The following is a 17,114-nucleotide window of genomic DNA, read 5'->3' as shown; positions in this document are numbered from 1 at the left end:
CCGGGTCGGGACCGGCCGGCGGCGTGCGGGCCCGGCGGTCGCCGGTACCTCAGCCGGTCCGGCTCGTTGGCCCTGGTGGCAGGTGACCGAGGGGTCCAGGGACCGGCAGGGAAGTTGACGACAATGCACAGGACGTTCGGCAGCGATCGTGGGCTGCCGCTGACGGCGGCGCAGGCCGACATGTGGTTCGGCCAGCAACTGGACCCGGACAGCCCTGCCTTCAACGCCGTCGAAGTGGTGGAGATCGACGGCCCGGTGGACACGGACCTGTTGGAGACGGCGCTGCGCAGGACGCTCGCCGAGGCGCAGTGCCTGCGGACCCGGTTCGTGCCCGACGGGGACGGCGGCGCGCGCCAGTTCGTGGAACCGCTGGACGACTGGGCACTGCCGGTGCTGGACCTGCGTGCGGAGAGCGACCCCACGGCCGCCGCCCACACCTGGATGCGGGACCGGCTGGCCCGCCCGGCCGACCTCGGGCGCGCCCCGACGTTCACCTTCGCGGTGCTGCGGACCGCGCGGGAGCGCTTCCTGCTGTACCTCGCCATCCACCACCTCACCGCGGACGGCTGGGGCATGTCCATGATCATCCGGCGGATCGCCGAGGTCTACACCGCCCTGGACGCCGGCGAACCGGTCCCGCCGAATCCCCTGGGCCCTATGACCAGGGCGCTGGACGACGAGGCCGCCTACCACGTCTCCGAGCAGTTCGTCCGGGACCGGGAGTTCTGGGCGGAGCAGCTCGCCGACTGGGCGACCGGGCAGGAGTCGGCCCACGACCTGCCGAGGATTCCCCGTCACTTCGTACGCGAGACCGGCCACCTCGACCCCGGGGCGACCGTCCGGCTGCGGGCCCTGGCGCGCCGGGCCCGCACCGGCCTGCCGACGATCGCCATGGCGGCCCTGGCCCTGTACGTGCACCGGCTCGGCGGCCGGGACGACGTGACGCTGGACCTCACCCTGTCCGGACGCGGCCCCGCATCGCGCGACGTGCCGCTGATGCTGACCAACGTCCTGCCCCTGCGGCTGCGGCTGGACGAACGGACGGCGACCGTGGAGGACCTGCTGCGCCACACCGCGGAGCGGGCCAAGGGCGTCCTGCGCCACCAGCGCTACCCGGCCGGGTACCTGACGCGGGAGCTGAAGGTCGCCCCGCACGCCCGCAAGTCCCGCACGTTCCTGGGCGACTGGAACCTCAACATCATGACGTACGACCAGCGGCTGCGCTTCGGCCCGCACCCGGCCGTGCTGAACAACCTCTCCAACGGGCCGGTCACGGGGCTGGGCGTCAACGTCTACGACCGCCCCGCCGACGGCTCGCTGCGCATCGACTTCCAGGCCGGCCCGGACCTGTACCCGGCCGCGGACGTCGCCGCCCATCTGCACCGCTTCGTGGCGCTGCTCGGCACGCTGGCGGACGCCGAACCGGACCGCCCTCTCGACGGCATCGACGTGCTGACGCCCGCGGAACGCGCACGGACGCTGTCCCTCGCCCAGGGCCCCGAACGCCCCGTCCCGGCCGTGACCCTGCCCGAGCTGTTCCAGGCCCACGCCCGCCGTGCGCCCGGCGCGACGGCCCTGGTCTGCGGCGACGCAGAGCTGACCGCCGGTGAGCTGAACGCCCGCGCCAACCGGCTGGCGCACCTGCTCGTCGCCCGCGGCGCCGCGCCCGAGACGTACGTGGCGCTGGCGCTGCCGCGCACGGCGGACTACGTCGTCGCCCTGCTGGCCGTGCTCAAGGCGGGCGCCGCCTGCGTGCCGCTGGAGGTGGGCCATCCGGTGGACCGTCTGCGCGCGCTGCTGGCCGACGTCCGGCCGCTGTGCGTGCTCACCACGGTCGCGGAGGCGGCACGCCTCGGCACCGGGGCCGGGACGCTGGCGCTGGACGACGCGCGGACGCTGCACGACCTCGCCGGCCGCCCGGAGACCGACCCCGTGCGTGCGCCGCTCCCGCACCACCCGGCCTACGCCGCCTTCACCTCCGGCACCTCCGGGCGGCCCAAGGGCGTGGTGGTCGAGCACCGCCAGCTCACCCACCTGTTCTTCGACCACGAACGCGACCTGATCGCTCCCGCGGTCGCCGGGGCCGGCCGTCGGCTGCGCGCCGCGCTCACCGCGTCGTTCTCCTTCGACACCGCCTGGGAGGGACCCCTCTTCCTCGCCGCCGGCCAGGAGGTGCACCTCATCGAGGAGGAGGTGCGGATGGACCCCGTCACCCTCGTCGGCCGGGTCCGCGAGCGGCGCATCGACTTCCTCGACGTCACCCCCTCCTACCTCCGCCAGCTGCTGGCCGCCGGACTGGTCGAGGGCGACGGACACCGCCCGTGGCTGGTGATGGTCGGCGGGGAGGCCATCGACGCGGCCCTGTGGCAGCGGCTGCGCGACTGTCCCGGCACGTCCTTCCACAACTACTACGGCCCCACCGAGTGCACCGTCGACGCGGTGTACTGCCGCGTCGACGGACGGCACGAGCGCCCGGTCATCGGCCGCCCCGGCCACAACGTCCGCGCCCACGTCCTGGACCGGGCCCTGCGGCCGGCGCCCCCGATGACGCCGGGGGAGCTGTACCTGGGCGGCGACCAGGTCGCCCGCGGTTACCTGGACATGCCGGCACTGACCGCCGAGCGGTTCGTCGCCGACCCGTTCGGGCCGCCCGGCAGCCGGATGTACCGCACCGGCGACCTGGCCCGCTGGACGCACGACGGCGTCCTGGAGTACCTCGGCCGCGGGGACGACCAGGTCAAGGTCCGGGGGGTGCGCATCGAACTGCCGGAGATCGAGGCCGTCCTCGCCCGCCACCCCCGCATCGCCCACGCGGCGGTGGCCGTCCACCGGTCCGGTCCGGACTCCCACACGCTCGCCGCCCATGTCGTGCCCGACGGACCGGTCGACATCGCGGACCTGCGGTCCTGGACGGCGACCCGGCTCCCCGCCGCCATGGTGCCGTCCGCCTTCCTCCTCCACGACGCCCTGCCCCTGACCGCCCACGGCAAGCTGGACCGCGCCGCCCTCCCCGCGGTCACGGACCGCCCGGCCCCCTCCGGCAGGCCGCCCCGCACCGGCCGGGAGCAGGCCCTGTGCGCCCTGTTCGCCCAGGTCCTCGACGTGCCCGAGGTCGGCGTCGACGACGACTTCTTCACCCTGGGCGGTCACTCGCTCCTGGCCGCGCAGCTCGTCTCCCGCATCCGCGCCGAGCTGGGGACCGGCCTCTCCCTCGGCGCCCTCTACCAGGCCCCCACGGTCGCCGCCCTCGCCGCGCTCCTCGACGAGAAGGACCAGGAGGACGCCTACCGTCCCCTCCTGCCCCTGCGCACCACGGGAAGCCGGCCGCCGCTGTTCTGCGTCCACCCCGCGGGCGGCCTGGCCTGGTGCTACGCCGTCCTTCCCCGCCACCTGCCCGCCGACCTGCCGGTGTACGCCCTCCAGGCCCGGGGCCTGCGCGATCGCGACAAGCCCGCCGGCTCCTTCGAGGAGGCGTTCACCGACTACATCCGGCACATCCGCTCCGTCCAGCCGACCGGCCCCTACCACCTGCTGGGCTGGTCCCTGGGCGGGGCGCTGGCCCATGCCGTCGCGGTCCGGCTCCAGGCCGAGGGCGATCGCGTCGAGCTGCTGGCCATGCTCGACGCCCCGCCCATCGACCCGGCCGGCGAGCGGGTGCCCGTCGAGGCCGAGGAGCAGATCGTCAGAATCCTGCTCGGCGAGGCCGCCGACGGGCCGGAGCCGATGCGTGCGGCGCTGGTGAAGGAGCACCTGACCGCGGCCGTCGCCGCCATGCGGCATCACACCACCCTGCTGCCGACCTTCACCGAGCGGGTCTTCGACGGCGACCTGCTCTACTTCCACGCCACCCGCGGCAAACCCGCCACCGCCACCACCGCCCGCACCTGGCAGCCGTGGATCACCGGTCGCATCGTCTGCCACGACGTGGACTGCACCCACCACGCCATGGCGAAGGCCGAGAACATGGCGCTGGTGGGGAAGGTGCTCAGCGAACGTCTGACGCGGCAGAGCCCGGTCGGCTAGGGCAGCGTGGACATGTAGTGCGCGTGATGCGACCTTGTTGCGGCACGTTGGTCATCGGTAGCTGGCCATTAACCCTAAAAAGCGAAAAGGGTCCGTCAACTCTGTTGGCAGACCCTCACGAAAGGTCGATCTAATGCGAAGCAGGGGGTTCGATGCAGCCCGTCTCAGGATAGAGTCCATTGACGTTGACCCATACGCGCTTACTGCTTACTGCACCTGAGACGCAGGCGGACTGACCGACGTGGATACCGTAGACGGTTACATCGACCGCGACGGCTGCTGTACCCGTGGTGTGGTTGGTGAGAGCGACTCGCCTGTGTGTGGCGATGTCTTTGAGGACGGGCCGTAGATCCTGAGGGGAAATGCGTCCATTTTTCCGGCTCGTCTCAAGAGCTGCCTTGACGTCTCGTGCTATGGCCTTGGCCTCCTGTTCATCCTGGGGCGTCATATTTCCTGGCCGGCGAGCTCGGCTGTTGTCAGCGTAGTTGGGTGGAGAATCAGCCTGGGGCGCGGGGTCATCTGTGGGAGTGGGGGACGCCGAGTTGGCTGAGCGTGTCCCGTTCATGTTTCGGAATAGGTCGTCACCGGAGCAGCCGGCCAGAGCCAGCGCGGCAAGGGCGGCAACGGTGGTGGCAGCAGTCCTAATAAGCAGCATGGCTTCAGTGTTCCTGACAGCATCGGATCGTGCCTGAGTACGCGTACCTATCTGACACGGGACGAGCGTGGCCCCGCCGGCTGCGGGGCCACGCCTGGGACGTCCCTACAAGTTGCCCATAATGGACATCGTGCGCTCGAGCGAGTCGGCGTACAGGCGGGCGCCTGCGATCTTCGGGTGGAATGACTGGGCGGAAAGACCGTAGTCCTTGAGGACGGGCCAGTCGGTCAGAGGCTCATCGGAATCCACAAGGGTCTTGACGATGCCGTGAACGGATTCTGGGTCGCCACAGACGGCTTTGCCGGAGAAATCACCGGTCGGGTTGGAGAACCACGCCCTGATACCGACGGCATTCGCGTCGTTCACCGCTCCCTGCATGGCCTCCGCAAGCGTTCCTGCGATGCTGCTCAGCCATACCGCCGAAGCCTCGGACAGTCCCATACTGATGCCAGGAGTCAGTCGCATGCAGTCGGCCTGGTTCGAGAAGAGCGGCGGATAGCCCATGAGTATGATCCGGGCGTTGGGAGCCTTGGCGTGAATTTGTCGCAGGGTCTCAAGAATGTCCGGTCGGACAATCGTGTTGATGATCCCGGGGACAGCTTCGGACAAGGCAGCGCCGACGTACTTGGTGTCGCGGCCATCGACATGTGAGTCGGTATCGCTGCTTCCGAAGGTGTTGTGGGCGCAGTTGCCCCCGCCGACAGCGATGAGGCACTTCTGGATGACGGCGGCGAAGCGTGCATCGTTGCCACCGATGCTGATGGTGACCAGCGTGGTGTTCTGGTCGAGGTATCCCTTCTCAATCTGTGGAAGTTCGCCTCCGTTTTTCTGGATGACTCCGCCGTGGAGCACGTTATAGGTCCGGGCTCCCGAGCACGCGATCAGGTGGTAATCCAGAGAAGGATCGCGGGAATCGTCCCGTGCACCGATGGAAGCACTGTGTCCGGGCATCGTGGCCTGCCGTGACCAAGCTTTTGTGGATCGGTGGCAGGCATTCCGGGACGACGAGGTCTGCTTGTCGAGGTAGTTGGTCTCGGGGTAGTAGTCGTTGTTGCCGTCGGAAGCGCCCTCACCGGATGAGTAGGAGTCTCCCATCGCCACCACGAAATCTTTCGGCTTGCCGGGGAGTGGCTGGAAGGCGACCGAATCCCAGGCGATGTCCTCGTCACCAGTACCGTCTTCGGTGTGTGTGGTGAGAGTCACGCGTGGGGTGCCGGTGAAGTAAAAGACGCCGAGATCGGCCCACTTGTTCTGTCGAATGCGCTGAGGTTGGACGCGTTTCGGGCTCGTGGAGTTCGTACCGCCGACGAGGTAGGCGGCCTGACGCGTGTGTGCTCCGTGGTCAGGTATGTGGGCGAAGACACGCATCCAGCCACGCTGAGCAGAATGAAGGGTCCACTCACCAGTCACAGCCATGCGCTCGCCGTAGCCGCTGGTCGCCGAGCGCGTGTGGGCGAACCAGAAGTGGTTGCCGTTTCCGGCACCGATTTGGTGCAGATCGACGCGAGCGCTGTCGGAGCCGAATGCGAATCCGAATGACCCATGCGACACCGTGCTTCCGCAACTGCGCGTGGCAGAGCCGGCTGGGACGACTCCCGCCGCGAGGTCGTCGACGATCAAGGAGCCGCTGGGTAGCCCTGTGTTGCAACGCGGCGGATAGGAGTTCGCGTCAGCCTGTTCGGGATAGGTGTCGTTGAAGCGGTGGATGGCGTTACCGCATTGGGCCAGCGACGTGCACAACTTCCAGCCTGCTGGTTGGTGGTACCAGCACTTGAGGTAGAGCGGATCACTTTCGTGCGGGTCGCCGGGCAGGAGACAGGGGCCGTTGCCGTCGTCGTTGGAGGCATCGGTGCCGATGGCCGACGGGTTGCAGTCGTTGCTGGAATCGCAGAAGAGGTCGATGGGCGGCTTCGCCGCGGTACGGGCGCCATTGCTGGTCCACCACGCGGCACGGTAGCCGGCCTGGTAGTCGCCTGGCGCAAACATTGCCGAGATCGGACGGGCAGCCCAGCCGATGACCTTTTCCTCGTACGGCCAGTCCTGCGGGTGGGCAGCGTGGCTGTAGTCGTCCTCGCCGCTGGCCTTCTCCAGGAACGGGGTCCGGTTCTCCTTCCACAGAGGGTTCGCCGGATTGTTCGTCCAGCCCATGCCCCAGCGGCCGCTGTAGGCGCCTGCGGTCGACTTGGGGTAATAGCCGGAGTTGTAGGCCCACAAGGCGTAGAACCAGTTCTCGATGTACCTCGGGTGGCCATCGTTGATGGTCAGCCCGTCGGCTTGAGTCTGGTTCCATTTCTCTATGAGAATGTTGACGCCGGCGGCGATGTTCGCCGCATAGTCAAGAGCGATCGCCTCCTGCTGGGTGGTCGTCTTCGGAGTCTCGCCAGGCTTCTCCTTGCCGTGCATGCGCATGCCATCGGTCACTTGAGTGATCCCATAGCCGCAGTCGGCATCGACGTAATTGATCATAAAAGGATCGGATTGCTCGCCGTTGGCCGCGTATTCTACGCCGTAGAAGTTACCGATCAGTGAGTTGCCAGTTGCCCCCGGCACGACGACTCGGCTGGCCTGCCACATGTTGGATTCCTGAGCAGTGATGCCAAGCATGATCTGTGCCGGCACGTGCCAGTCCGATTGGCCCTGACTTCCGCTCAGCGCCCGCAAGGGAAACAACGTTTGGGGTGCGTAGCCGACCATCCCCGTGTTCTTCCAGTTCGCCGGCCTGGTGGCGCCCTTGTTCAGCTGTCCGACGACGGCCTGGTCGACGGCCCACTCGACCTGGCGAGGTGTGGGTTGAAACGCCTGCTTCTTTGGATCGTTGCGGGCCACGGAACATGCTCTGTCCGCCTCGACCGTGCCCGAGGTCGCCGCAGTGACGATGCGGTTGCTCTTCGCTGTTCGCGGAGCGGACGTGGTCTGGAGAACGGGCGAGGCCGTAGCACCGCTCCTCACCCCGGGGGCTCCCCCCAGCCGGCTGCGCAGGGGCGGTGCTTCCAGGACTATGCGCTTGCCGGTATCGAGCGCCTTGATCGATGTTTGCACGGTTCGCGCCTCATGCGCCTCTTCCGTGCTGATGCGAGAGTCCTTGCCGTCGGCCCACTGCACTGTGACGGCCGCCTTGGCCTGGCTGGACACGCGTGCGTCCTTGTCAATGCCCCCGGGGTTGTGCAGCGGCGCCTCCTCCGCGGCGGTCGTGCTCTTGGCGGTGCCTGTCACGTAAACCTGGCCGGCCGGTGTGGCGGCCAGGTCGAACGCGGTGAGTCGGCCGCGGGCGAGTACTGAGGGCGTGGTATGTGGCTTCTTGCCGCTCAATGCTGTTCTACCGACTCGTGCGACGGTCGCAGTGTCGTCAGCGGCCACCCGCTTTTTGCCGGAGGAGGGAAGTCGGTCTATGAAGGTGACGCCACCGTCAGCGTCGGCCTTGAGCTGGAAGGGCCAGGCGGTGGTGTCGGCGACAGGCCTGACAGTGTTGTCCCGCACAGTGACGATGTGGTGCCCTGACGCAGCGACTATCCCCTGACGGGTTGGAACGGCTGAAGTAACCTGACCGGCAACGGTTTGCTTCAGCTTGATTCGGCCGGTCTTCGCGTCAACTGTCTGCAGCCGGGTCTGATTCTTCTTCGAGGCATCGTCCGTCAGTGCGGTGAAAACCGCATCGTCGTCGATTCCGCAGCCAGGAGAGAAATAGCTGAGCGTTGCCTGAAGTGGCAACTTGGTGATCTTCCCTGACCCGAGATCCACGACGGCGGTGAATGCTCCGCGAGTCATCAGTGCAGGTTCGTTGGTGAATGTCCGTGGCGCGTAGGCGACAGCCGCGTACTTGCCGGAACCGGTGACGCAGGCGTTACCAATCCAGGTGTCAGTGTCAAAGCCGGGCTCGGAAAGCGAGGCTGCCGTCTTCCACTCATACCCCATCTTCTCGTCCGCGACGAGAAGATGGAAACCTGTGCCGTCGCCGGACGTAGTAAATGCTCGGTCGGAAGAGGAACTGAAGTTCGATCCCAGTATTGTGGCGCGCTGTTTGGGCGGGACCGAGAACGGGTGGCCCTCTCCCGTCAGTTTGTCCGAGGCTGGTCCTTGAGGCGTGGACCAACCCTGGGCAGCTCCAGGGGGTGGCGTCTGTGCGTATGCCTGAGTTGTTGCGATCCCAGCGGCGAGTGACAGCGCCAAAGTTGCTGTGATCGGCACACGGGCATAGCTGGGTAAGACGTATTTCAACTGGTGTCCTTTGTAGGTACAGGCTCGGCACTGAAAAAACTTCGCCTGTAATTCCGGCAGGACCAGGCGCCGCAGTTGCAGCCCTTGTCAGGCAATGGAACAGGATTGTTACTGCTTGTCACTGCGGCTGGGGGTCCTGAGGTGGAGCGGTCTGGGGCGCCCATATCCGGTGCCGCTGAATTGTCTGCGGACTTCTTCCGGCTGGTATGTCAGAGGGTGCGATTCTGCCCCGGCATATCTGCGGGACCCGTCAGGCACAAATGAGCTGACCCTGCAGACCAATACCCGATCCTCCTGCGGCCTTCATGGATCCCCCTTGCGGTCAAGATCCTGCGAGTGCCACAGCGTGGTCAAATCGTTGCACGGCGTACACGTGCGATATCAAGTCCGAAATTTTCTATATGCTACTTATGCATGAATTTGAGACATCATTCGTGATGCATCGGTGGCTTGTTCGATATGAAAAACGTGCACAACCATGGCGCGTCGTTGGGTGTCCGCGCGTGATCCGGGCTCGAAGTGCTGAAACCTTCAATGGTCCCCATGGCTCGCCTCGTCGCGGCCCTTTGTCTCTCGTGCCGCGGTCGCCCGAGCGAGTGCAGTGGCTGCCAGGCCCGGGTGTCCGGCCCCCGTCATCGGGAAGCCGGCCCCTGGTTCAGTGCACTCCGTCGGTGCAGTTGGCGTCCCGTCGCCGGGTCCCCGTTGCCTCAGCTCGCCTGGCTATAACCAGGGGTAATTGCCCAAAAGGGACCATTCGGACAGAAATTGGTCGCAGTGATGGGCAATCCGACCGTGATGGGTCTTCTGGCCGGAACAATTCGGTTCCGGCCAGGTCGCCCCCCGAGTCAGGTGTACCTGTTTGACGCAAGGCTCCTGTTCAACCGCATTGGTTTACTGCGCTGACGTCTCCGCCCTTCGGCATTGGAGAGGAGCGAGGTTGGCGAAAATGGCCTGCGGAACAAGGGATTCAGGATGCCCACGTTCGGCTCGATCGAAAAATGCTGCTTGTTTGTGTATCTGGTGCGATACTCTCTGGCAGCAGTGTGAGCTGGCTGTCGCTTCAAGGAGAGAAAGTGAAGACTGTTTTAGGCCTGAGTGGTGCCTGTCTGGCGCTGGCGGCTGTCACGATGACTGCGCCCGCCGCGTTGGCGGCCGGCCCCGCAAGTAACGGGTCAGTCGGGACTGTCGACATTCGAGGTGTGAAGGTCGCCGCACAAGCGTCGCCCGAGACCAAGCGGATTATCGAGTCGAGTGTGGAGGTCGCCGCAGCCGCTGCCAACGTGTGCGGATCTAGTTACACCATCTCCACGGGGGCTGCCCGCTACGGCACTTATGGCACTACCTACACCTGGACCAATGGCACTACGACAGGCGACAGCTATTACGACAAGCCGATCTGTGCCGTGTTCTTCAACGACACCGGCTCCGCGCGATACATGGGTATCCGGCTGAAGGACAACTACACCAGCACTCCGGACACTCAGGACTTCGGCACGTACAGCTCTTACGCCGGGCCCGTCTATCAAAAGCGCGGCTACTGCGGCCAGGCGTACTCGTACATGAAGGCCGGAAGCGACGTCGTCGTTGACAACCTTCTCCAAGTGGGACACTGTAACTGATGCCATGCCGCAAGGTCTTGCGCCGCGTTTCATGGGGCGCAACTCTGCTCGCTGTCGTGCTGCTGACCGGGTGTTCAAGCAGTGAGGACAGCGCTTCTACTGGATTCCCGACCAGCTCTCGTGCGAGTCGCAGCAGCGCTCCAAGTGTTCCAGAATCGCCCAAGGCCAGCCCGGAACCGTCGCCGGTTATCAGTTATCTTGGGAAGACAAAGATTGTCACGCTCGGCGGTACGGAGATTCGAGCTACCCCCAACGAGATCGGAATAAATGTCGCCTGCAACGTGACCAACACCACCGATAAGACCCGAAATATTAGGGTCTCTGTCAGTGTCGGGAATGGCGAGGACTGGGTGACAACCAACAACTTCGACTTCCGGCAAGTACCCGCAGGTCAGACGGCGTCTGAAACCATTATTATGGGCGCGTCCTTCGAAGGGGATCTGCCGGACGATCCGCATGTCTATATTGACTCGGTGCTGCACTACTGACCTTATTCGAAGTCGCCACTGAGCTTTTTCAGTGTTGTCGCTCCAGAGGTCTGGCGTCTGATCGAGATGCGGCAGAAAGGGGGATTCACCCAGGCTCAGGTGGCCGAACGCATGGGCGTGACCAAGGGCACGGTGTCGCAGATCGATAGCGGCCAGGTGTCCGGCACGGACGTGGTGGCACGCTACGTCGAGGCACCGGGCGGAAGCAGCGTCTCGCCCGTCCGCGTGGCGGAGCTGACCGCGACCGCCGACCCCCACAAGGTGGCCCGGGTCCTCGTCATCCACGACAACGTCATCAGGAACTCGGCGAAACTTCGTCTGAGCCTACAGGGGAGACGGTTCTTCTTCGGGCGTCCAGGTCGTCCCCCAGTGTTCATCGCATGGCGGAACGCGTGTCCGAGAGCCGATGTCAAGGACAGGAGCGCTTGGGTGGGCACGCGGGGAGGCCCCGACTGACACAGGCCTCCCTCGCCGTGCACGTCCTCCTCGGCGCCGCGCGGGCGGGGATCGCCCCCGGCCCGCCACCGTCAAGGCCCCCCTCGCCCTCCGGATGCCGCCCGCGGTTACGCCGTGACCCCGCCGACGAACGCCCGCCACGCGGCGCCGCCGATCACCAGCACGTCCCCGTCCGGGACCTTGCTGTCGCGCACCGGGACGACGCCGGGGACTCCGTCGGCGACTTCGAGGCAGTTGCCCCCGTTGCCATCGCTGTACGTGCTCTTGCGCCAGCGGGCCGCGCCGGGGAAGCCGGAGGCGACCTCGACGCAGTTGCCGCCCTCGCCGTTGCTGTAGCTGCTCTTGCGCCAGCTCGCGTTGGTCAGGTCGTACTCGCGCATCGTCTGTAGTCCTCCGCCGCCGACTCGATCAGGGCCAGGGACGCCTCTGGTGACAGCGCGGCGACCCTCAGCAGATCGTATGCGCGCTGAGTGCGCTTCACCACGGCCGGTTCGTCGATCAACGTTCCTGAAAACGACGTCTCTGTATAGGCGACAGGCGGCGCGTCGTCGAACTCCATCAACCGCAGATCGCCGGCCATCATGGCGTGCGCCCCCGCCGCCTGTGGCAGCACCGTCACGACCACGACCCGCTCCCTCATCAACCGTGCGATGTGCTCCAGTTGCTCCGCCATCGCCTCCTGGCCGCCCACGGGCACGCGCAGCACGTTCTCATGCAGGATCGCCCAATACTCCGGCCTTGTAGCGTCGCTGAGGATCCGCGCGCGTTCCAGACGGGCGTCCACCTTCTCCTTCACGTACGCGTCGGTGACGAACGGGTTGGGGGCCACCGTCACCGCCCGCGCATACGCCTCCGTCTGGAGAAGACCCGGCACCACCGTGGGTGCGAACTCGCAGATCTTCAACGCCAACGCCTCAAGCTCCGCCACCGCCGCGAAGTAATCCGCGAACCGGTGGTCGTCAATCAGCTTCTTGCACAACCGCTCGAAAATACCGTCGGTTTGCAGTACTACGTCAATCCGCTGGGCGATATCCAGCTGGGGCTTTCGAATCGCCTGCTCGAACTGGCCGATGTACGCGCCCGAGATGAAGACCCGCGCACCCAGCTCCACCTGCGTCAACCCCGCCTCCTCGCGGCGTCGTTTGAGTTCCGTGCCGAAGAACTCCCACGCTGCTTGTCGTGAACCGTTGGCCATGGCCAACCCCCTTGTCCTGCCAGGCACTTGTAGGCCGAAATGTCTTCCGAGTGTAGGGGCGGCGCGTCACGCTGGAGGCGGAAAGCGTGAAACCCGGAAAGTGAGGGGAATCAGGTGGAGGCAGGACACTCGGCGCGCTGCGTCGAAGAGGCGGAGGAAACCTTGAAGGAATTGCGGGCCGCGTTGGGAGAGGTCGGAATTACGCTGCCGTCGCTGGGGCTCGACCCGGTGAGTCTGGCGCGGCGGGCGCCCTGTCCGCTGGTGGAACTGGGGCGCTGCTCCGTCGAGACGGCGGCCCGGCTGGCGGCGGTGCTGCGGTGAGCGACGCGGAGACGCCGCCGGGACCGGTGGGCGGCGCACACGTACCGGGGGTCGGAGCGTACGTACCGGTGGTCGGGTCGTACGCGGTGGACACCCGCGACGGGCGCGTGGGTGTGGTGATGGGGAAGGAGGGGCCGTACGTCCAGTTACGGCCTTTCGGAGGCGGCCGGGAGTGGGACGCCGATCCCGAGGCGCTGCGGGCGGCCACCGCCATGGAGCGGCTGCGCGCGGCCACCGCGTACGAGAACGCCCGCAGCCGGGGCGAGGTCCCCTAGGGGTCCCGGGCGTAAGGAAGAATGGGCCGCATGAGTCTGTTCCGCGACGACGGCATCGTGCTGCGCACCCAGAAGCTGGGTGAGGCGGACCGGATCATCACCCTGCTCACGCGGGGTCACGGACGCGTACGCGCCGTGGCCCGCGGGGTGCGGCGGACCAAGTCGAAGTTCGGGGCCCGGCTGGAGCCGTTCTCCCATGTCGACGTGCAGTTCTTCGCACGCGGCGGCGAGCTGGTCGGGCGCGGGCTGCCGCTGTGCACGCAGAGCGAGACCATCGCGCCGTACGGCGGCGGGATCGTCACCGATTACGCGCGGTACACCGCCGGGACGGCGATGCTGGAGACCGCCGAGCGGTTCACCGACCACGAGGGCGAGCCGGCCGTGCAGCAGTACCTGCTGCTGGTCGGCGCGCTGCGCACGCTCGCCCGCGGGGAGCACGCCCCGCACCTGGTCCTGGACGCGTTCCTGCTGCGGTCCCTCGCCGTCAACGGCTACGCCCCGAGCTTCGGCGACTGCGCGAAGTGCGGGATGCCGGGCCCGAACCGCTTCTTCTCGGTGGCGTCCGGCGGCTGCGTGTGCGCCGACTGCCGGGTGCCCGGGAGCGTCGTACCCTCGCCGCAGGCCCTGGAACTGCTCGCCGCGCTGCTTACGGGAGACTGGGAGACCGCGGACGGCTGCGAGCCGCGGTACGTCCGGGAGGGCAGCGGGCTGGTCTCCGCCTATCTGCACTGGCATCTGGAGCGAGGGCTGCGCTCCCTCCGGTATGTCGAGAAGACCTAGCGACACCTAGAGAACCAAGAGAACCAAGAGAGAGACGAGAAGCACATGGCCGTACGCGGGTTTCTGGGGCGTCAGCGCCGGGAGTACAGGACGCCGGAACCGCACCCGTCCGGCGCGCGGCCCCCGAAGCTGCCCGGGGAGCTGGTCCCGAACCATGTGGCGATCGTCATGGACGGCAACGGCCGCTGGGCCAAGCAGCGCGGGCTGCCGCGCACCGAGGGACACAAGGTCGGCGCCGAGCGGGTGCTCGACGTGCTCCAGGGCGGCATCGAGATGGGCGTCGGCGCGATCTCGCTGTACGCCTTCTCCACCGAGAACTGGAAGCGGTCGCCCGACGAGGTGCGCTTCCTGATGAACTTCAACCGCGACTTCATCCGCAAGACCCGCGACACCCTGGACGAACTGGGCGTGCGGGTGCGCTGGGTGGGGCGGATGCCCAAGCTGTGGAAGTCGGTCGCCAAGGAGCTCCAGGTCGCCCAGGAGCAGACCAAGGACAACGACCGGCTCACCCTGTACTTCTGCATGAACTACGGCGGCCGGGCCGAGATCGCCGACGCGGCGAAGGCCCTCGCCGAGGACGTGCGGGCGGGCCGGCTCGACCCGTCGAAGGTCGACGAGAAGACGTTCGCGCGCTATCTGTACTACCCGGACATGCCGGACGTGGACGTGTTCCTGCGGCCCAGCGGCGAGCAGCGCACCTCCAACTACCTGCTGTGGCAGAGCGCGTACGCAGAGCTGGTGTTTCAGGACATCCTGTGGCCGGACTTCGACCGCCGCGACCTGTGGCGCGCGTGCGTGGAGTTCGCCTCCCGCGACCGCCGCTTCGGCGGGGCGATCCCGAACGAGGAGCTGCTGGCCATGGAGGGCCGGCAGCAGTGACCCGGGCTCCGGGGGCGCGCCCGGCGCCCCCGGAGCCATCGGACGTCAGCCCTTGGCCGCGCACTCCGCGCAGGTGCCGAAGATCTCCACCGTGTGGGCGACGTTGACGTAGCCGTACTCGGCGGCGATGGCCTCCGCCCACTTCTCCACGGCAGGGCCCTCGACCTCGACCGCCTTGCCGCAGGTGCGGCACACCAGGTGGTGGTGGTGGTCGCCGGTGGAGCAGCGGCGGTAGACGGACTCGCCGTCCGAGGTGCGCAGGACGTCGACCTCGCCGGCCTCGGCGAGGGACTGGAGCGTGCGGTAGACCGTGGTGAGCCCGACGGCGTCGCCCTTGTGCTTGAGCATGTCGTGGAGCTCCTGCGCGCTGCGGAACTCGTCGACCTCTTCGAGGGCTGCCGCCACGGCGGCGCGCTGCCGTGTGGCGCGGCCCTTCACGGGCGGTCCAGCGGTCGTCACCGTTGCCTCCTGACGTCTGCTCTGCGCTTGCCGGGCCATTGTGCCAGCCGGGCCGGACACGTCAGGTGCCGATCTTGTCGCCGGACGGACGAGTGGCGGGAATCGTGCAGTCGCCGCGGTCGGCGTCGGCGGCCGTCGCCCGGGCCCGGCGGCGGGCCAGCGGGGCGGCCAGCACGGTCAGCACGCCGAACGCGCCGATGGTCAGCAGCACGATGGTCGCCCCGGGCGGAACGTCCTGGTAGTACGAGGTCACCGTGCCGCCGAGGGTCACCGCGACGCCGATGGCGACGGCGACGGCGAAGGTGGCGGCGAAGCTGCGGCCGATCTGCTGCGCCGCCGCGACCGGCACCACCATCAGCGCGCTGACCAGCAGCAGGCCCACCACGCGCATGGCGACCGTCACGGTCACCGCCGCCGTGATCGCCATGAGCAGGTTCAGCACCCGCACCGGCAGGCCCGTCACCCGCGCGAACTCCTCGTCCTGGCTGACCGCGAACAACTGCCGGCGCAGCCCGACCGTGACCAGCATCACGAACGCGGCGAGCAGACAGATGGCCGTGACGTCGGATTCGGACACCGTCGACAGGGAGCCGAAGAGGTACGACGTCAGGTTGGCGTTGGAGCCGGTCGGAGCGAGGTTGATGAGCATCACACCGCCGGCCATGCCGCCGTAGAACAGCATGGCGAGGGCGATGTCGCCGCGGGTCCTGCCGTACCAGCGGATCAGCTCCATGAGGACCGCGCCGAGGACGGAGACCAGCGTCGCCGTCCACACCGGGGACCAGGACATCAGGAAGCCGAGGCCGACGCCGGTCATGGCGACGTGGCCGATGCCGTCGCCCATCAGGGCCTGGCGGCGCTGGACGAGGTAGACGCCGATCGCGGGGGCCGTGATGCCGACGAGGACGGCCGCCAGCAGCGCCCGCTGCATGAAGGCGTAGTCGAGGAAGTCCATCAGCTCAGCAGTCCCGTGCGGATCGGTTCGGCGCCCGCGGGTGCGTGCGGGTGCACATGGTCGTGGCCGGGCAGCGCGTGCTGGCCGACCGCCTTCGGGGGCGGGCCGTCGTGCGTGACGCATCCGTCGCGCAGGACCACCGCCCGGTCGATCAAGGGCTCCAGGGGGCCCAGTTCGTGCAGGACGAGCAGGACGGAGGCGCCCTGGGAGACCTGCCGGCGCAGGGTGTCCGCGAGGACCTCCTGGCTGGCCAGGTCGACGCCCGCCATCGGCTCGTCCATGATCAGCAGCTCGGGCTCGGAGGCGAGGGCGCGGGCGATCAGCACCCGCTGGTGCTGGCCGCCGGAGAGCGCGCCCACGGAGTCCTTGGCCCGGTCGGCCATGCCGACCAGCTCCAGGGCGGTGCGTACGGCGGCGTGGTCGGCCTTGCGCAGCACGCCGAAGCGGGCCCGCGACAGCCGCCCGGAGGAGACGACCTCGGTGACGGTGGCCGGGACGCCGCCCGCGGCGGTGGTGCGCTGCGGGACGTAGCCCACCCGCGCCCAGTCGCGGAACCGGCTCAGCGGGCTCCCGAACAGCTCGATCCCGCCGGAGGTCACCGGCACCTGGCCGATGACGGCGCGCACGGCCGTCGACTTGCCCGAGCCGTTCGCGCCGAGCAGCGCGACGACCTCGCCGCGGCGGACGGCGAGGTCGATGCCGCGCAGGACGGGGCGCGAGCCCAGTTCGGCGCGGACCCCGCGCAGGGATATGACGGGCTCGCTCACAATCGCCTCCAAAGAGCGCTCGGTCGG

At 67.7% G+C, this 17,114-nt stretch carries 14 protein-coding genes; 8 read left to right on the top strand and 6 right to left on the bottom strand.

The genetic code is table 11. The features are described 5' to 3' along the window. Positions 1-123 precede the first annotated feature (123 nt). Positions 124-4,023, top strand: a complete 3,900-nt coding sequence (locus ABZY13_RS06275) for an amino acid adenylation domain-containing protein (protein ID WP_356627697.1) — start codon at positions 124-126, stop codon at positions 4,021-4,023. 760 nt (positions 4,024-4,783) lie between these two features. Here the strand turns inward: ABZY13_RS06275 and ABZY13_RS06270 are convergent. After that, on the bottom strand, positions 4,784-8,893 hold the full coding sequence (locus tag ABZY13_RS06270) for an SGNH/GDSL hydrolase family protein (RefSeq protein ID WP_356627696.1): 4,110 nt from the start codon (positions 8,891-8,893) through the stop codon (positions 4,784-4,786). Between the two features lie 1,073 nt (positions 8,894-9,966). On the opposite strand from ABZY13_RS06270, the gene ABZY13_RS06265 reads away from it, so the two are divergent. Genes ABZY13_RS06265 through ABZY13_RS06255 form a run of 3 tightly spaced genes read left to right on the top strand, consistent with a single transcriptional unit; the run spans position 9,967 to position 11,456 of the window. Continuing rightward, entirely contained in the window at positions 9,967-10,512 is a 546-nt protein-coding gene (locus ABZY13_RS06265; RefSeq protein WP_356627695.1) for a hypothetical protein, read from the top strand. After that, on the top strand, positions 10,512-11,000 hold the full coding sequence (locus tag ABZY13_RS06260; protein WP_356627694.1) for a hypothetical protein: 489 nt from the start codon (positions 10,512-10,514) through the stop codon (positions 10,998-11,000). Before ABZY13_RS06265 ends, ABZY13_RS06260 begins: the two co-directional genes overlap by 1 nt. Before the next feature lie 18 nt (positions 11,001-11,018). Continuing rightward, positions 11,019-11,456, top strand: coding sequence for a helix-turn-helix transcriptional regulator (locus ABZY13_RS06255; protein WP_356627768.1), 438 nt, complete (start codon positions 11,019-11,021; stop codon positions 11,454-11,456). Positions 11,457-11,563: 107 nt separating this feature from the next. Here ABZY13_RS06255 and ABZY13_RS06250 read toward each other — a convergent pair whose 3' ends face one another. Further along, entirely contained in the window at positions 11,564-11,836 is a 273-nt protein-coding gene (locus tag ABZY13_RS06250) for a DUF397 domain-containing protein (RefSeq protein ID WP_356627693.1), read from the bottom strand. After that, the gene (locus tag ABZY13_RS06245; RefSeq protein WP_356627692.1) at positions 11,818-12,651 is read right to left on the bottom strand and encodes a helix-turn-helix transcriptional regulator; all 834 of its coding nucleotides are present in this window, start codon (positions 12,649-12,651) and stop codon (positions 11,818-11,820) included. The genes ABZY13_RS06250 and ABZY13_RS06245 overlap by 19 nt, the downstream gene beginning before the upstream one ends. A 114-nt stretch (positions 12,652-12,765) precedes the next feature. Here ABZY13_RS06245 and ABZY13_RS06240 point away from each other — a divergent pair, with 114 nt between their 5' ends. The 4 genes from ABZY13_RS06240 to ABZY13_RS06225 are packed head-to-tail and all read left to right on the top strand — an operon-like array spanning position 12,766 to position 14,906. Next, positions 12,766-12,972 (top strand): hypothetical protein, encoded by a 207-nt coding sequence (locus ABZY13_RS06240; protein ID WP_356627691.1) that lies wholly within the window; start codon positions 12,766-12,768, stop codon positions 12,970-12,972. Continuing rightward, positions 12,969-13,247, top strand: coding sequence for a hypothetical protein (locus ABZY13_RS06235; protein WP_356627773.1), 279 nt, complete (start codon positions 12,969-12,971; stop codon positions 13,245-13,247). Before ABZY13_RS06240 ends, ABZY13_RS06235 begins: the two co-directional genes overlap by 4 nt. Before the next feature lie 30 nt (positions 13,248-13,277). Continuing rightward, a complete protein-coding gene (gene recO, locus ABZY13_RS06230) occupies positions 13,278-14,027 on the top strand; it encodes a DNA repair protein RecO (protein WP_356627690.1) in 750 nt (249 codons plus the stop codon). Between the two features lie 45 nt (positions 14,028-14,072). Then, positions 14,073-14,906: an isoprenyl transferase gene (locus ABZY13_RS06225; RefSeq protein ID WP_356627689.1), complete on the top strand. Its 834-nt coding sequence runs from the start codon at positions 14,073-14,075 to the stop codon at positions 14,904-14,906. A gap of 45 nt (positions 14,907-14,951) precedes the next feature. Here ABZY13_RS06225 and ABZY13_RS06220 read toward each other — a convergent pair whose 3' ends face one another. The 3 genes from ABZY13_RS06220 to ABZY13_RS06210 form a co-directional block, all read right to left on the bottom strand. Then, positions 14,952-15,365, bottom strand: coding sequence for a Fur family transcriptional regulator (locus ABZY13_RS06220; protein WP_356627688.1), 414 nt, complete (start codon positions 15,363-15,365; stop codon positions 14,952-14,954). Positions 15,366-15,426: 61 nt separating this feature from the next. Then, positions 15,427-16,320, bottom strand: a complete 894-nt coding sequence (locus ABZY13_RS06215; RefSeq protein ID WP_356627687.1) for a metal ABC transporter permease — start codon at positions 16,318-16,320, stop codon at positions 15,427-15,429. After that, on the bottom strand, positions 16,320-17,090 hold the full coding sequence (locus ABZY13_RS06210) for a metal ABC transporter ATP-binding protein (protein ID WP_356627767.1): 771 nt from the start codon (positions 17,088-17,090) through the stop codon (positions 16,320-16,322). Before ABZY13_RS06210 ends, ABZY13_RS06215 begins: the two co-directional genes overlap by 1 nt. Positions 17,091-17,114: the final 24 nt, after the last annotated feature.

Origin of the sequence: Streptomyces sp. NPDC006610 (assembly GCF_040611575.1) — a bacterium.
Lineage (GTDB): Bacteria > Actinomycetota > Actinomycetes > Streptomycetales > Streptomycetaceae > Streptomyces.
The sequence above is the reverse complement of the archived record's forward strand: the minus strand, read 5'-3'. Positions and strand labels throughout refer to the sequence as shown.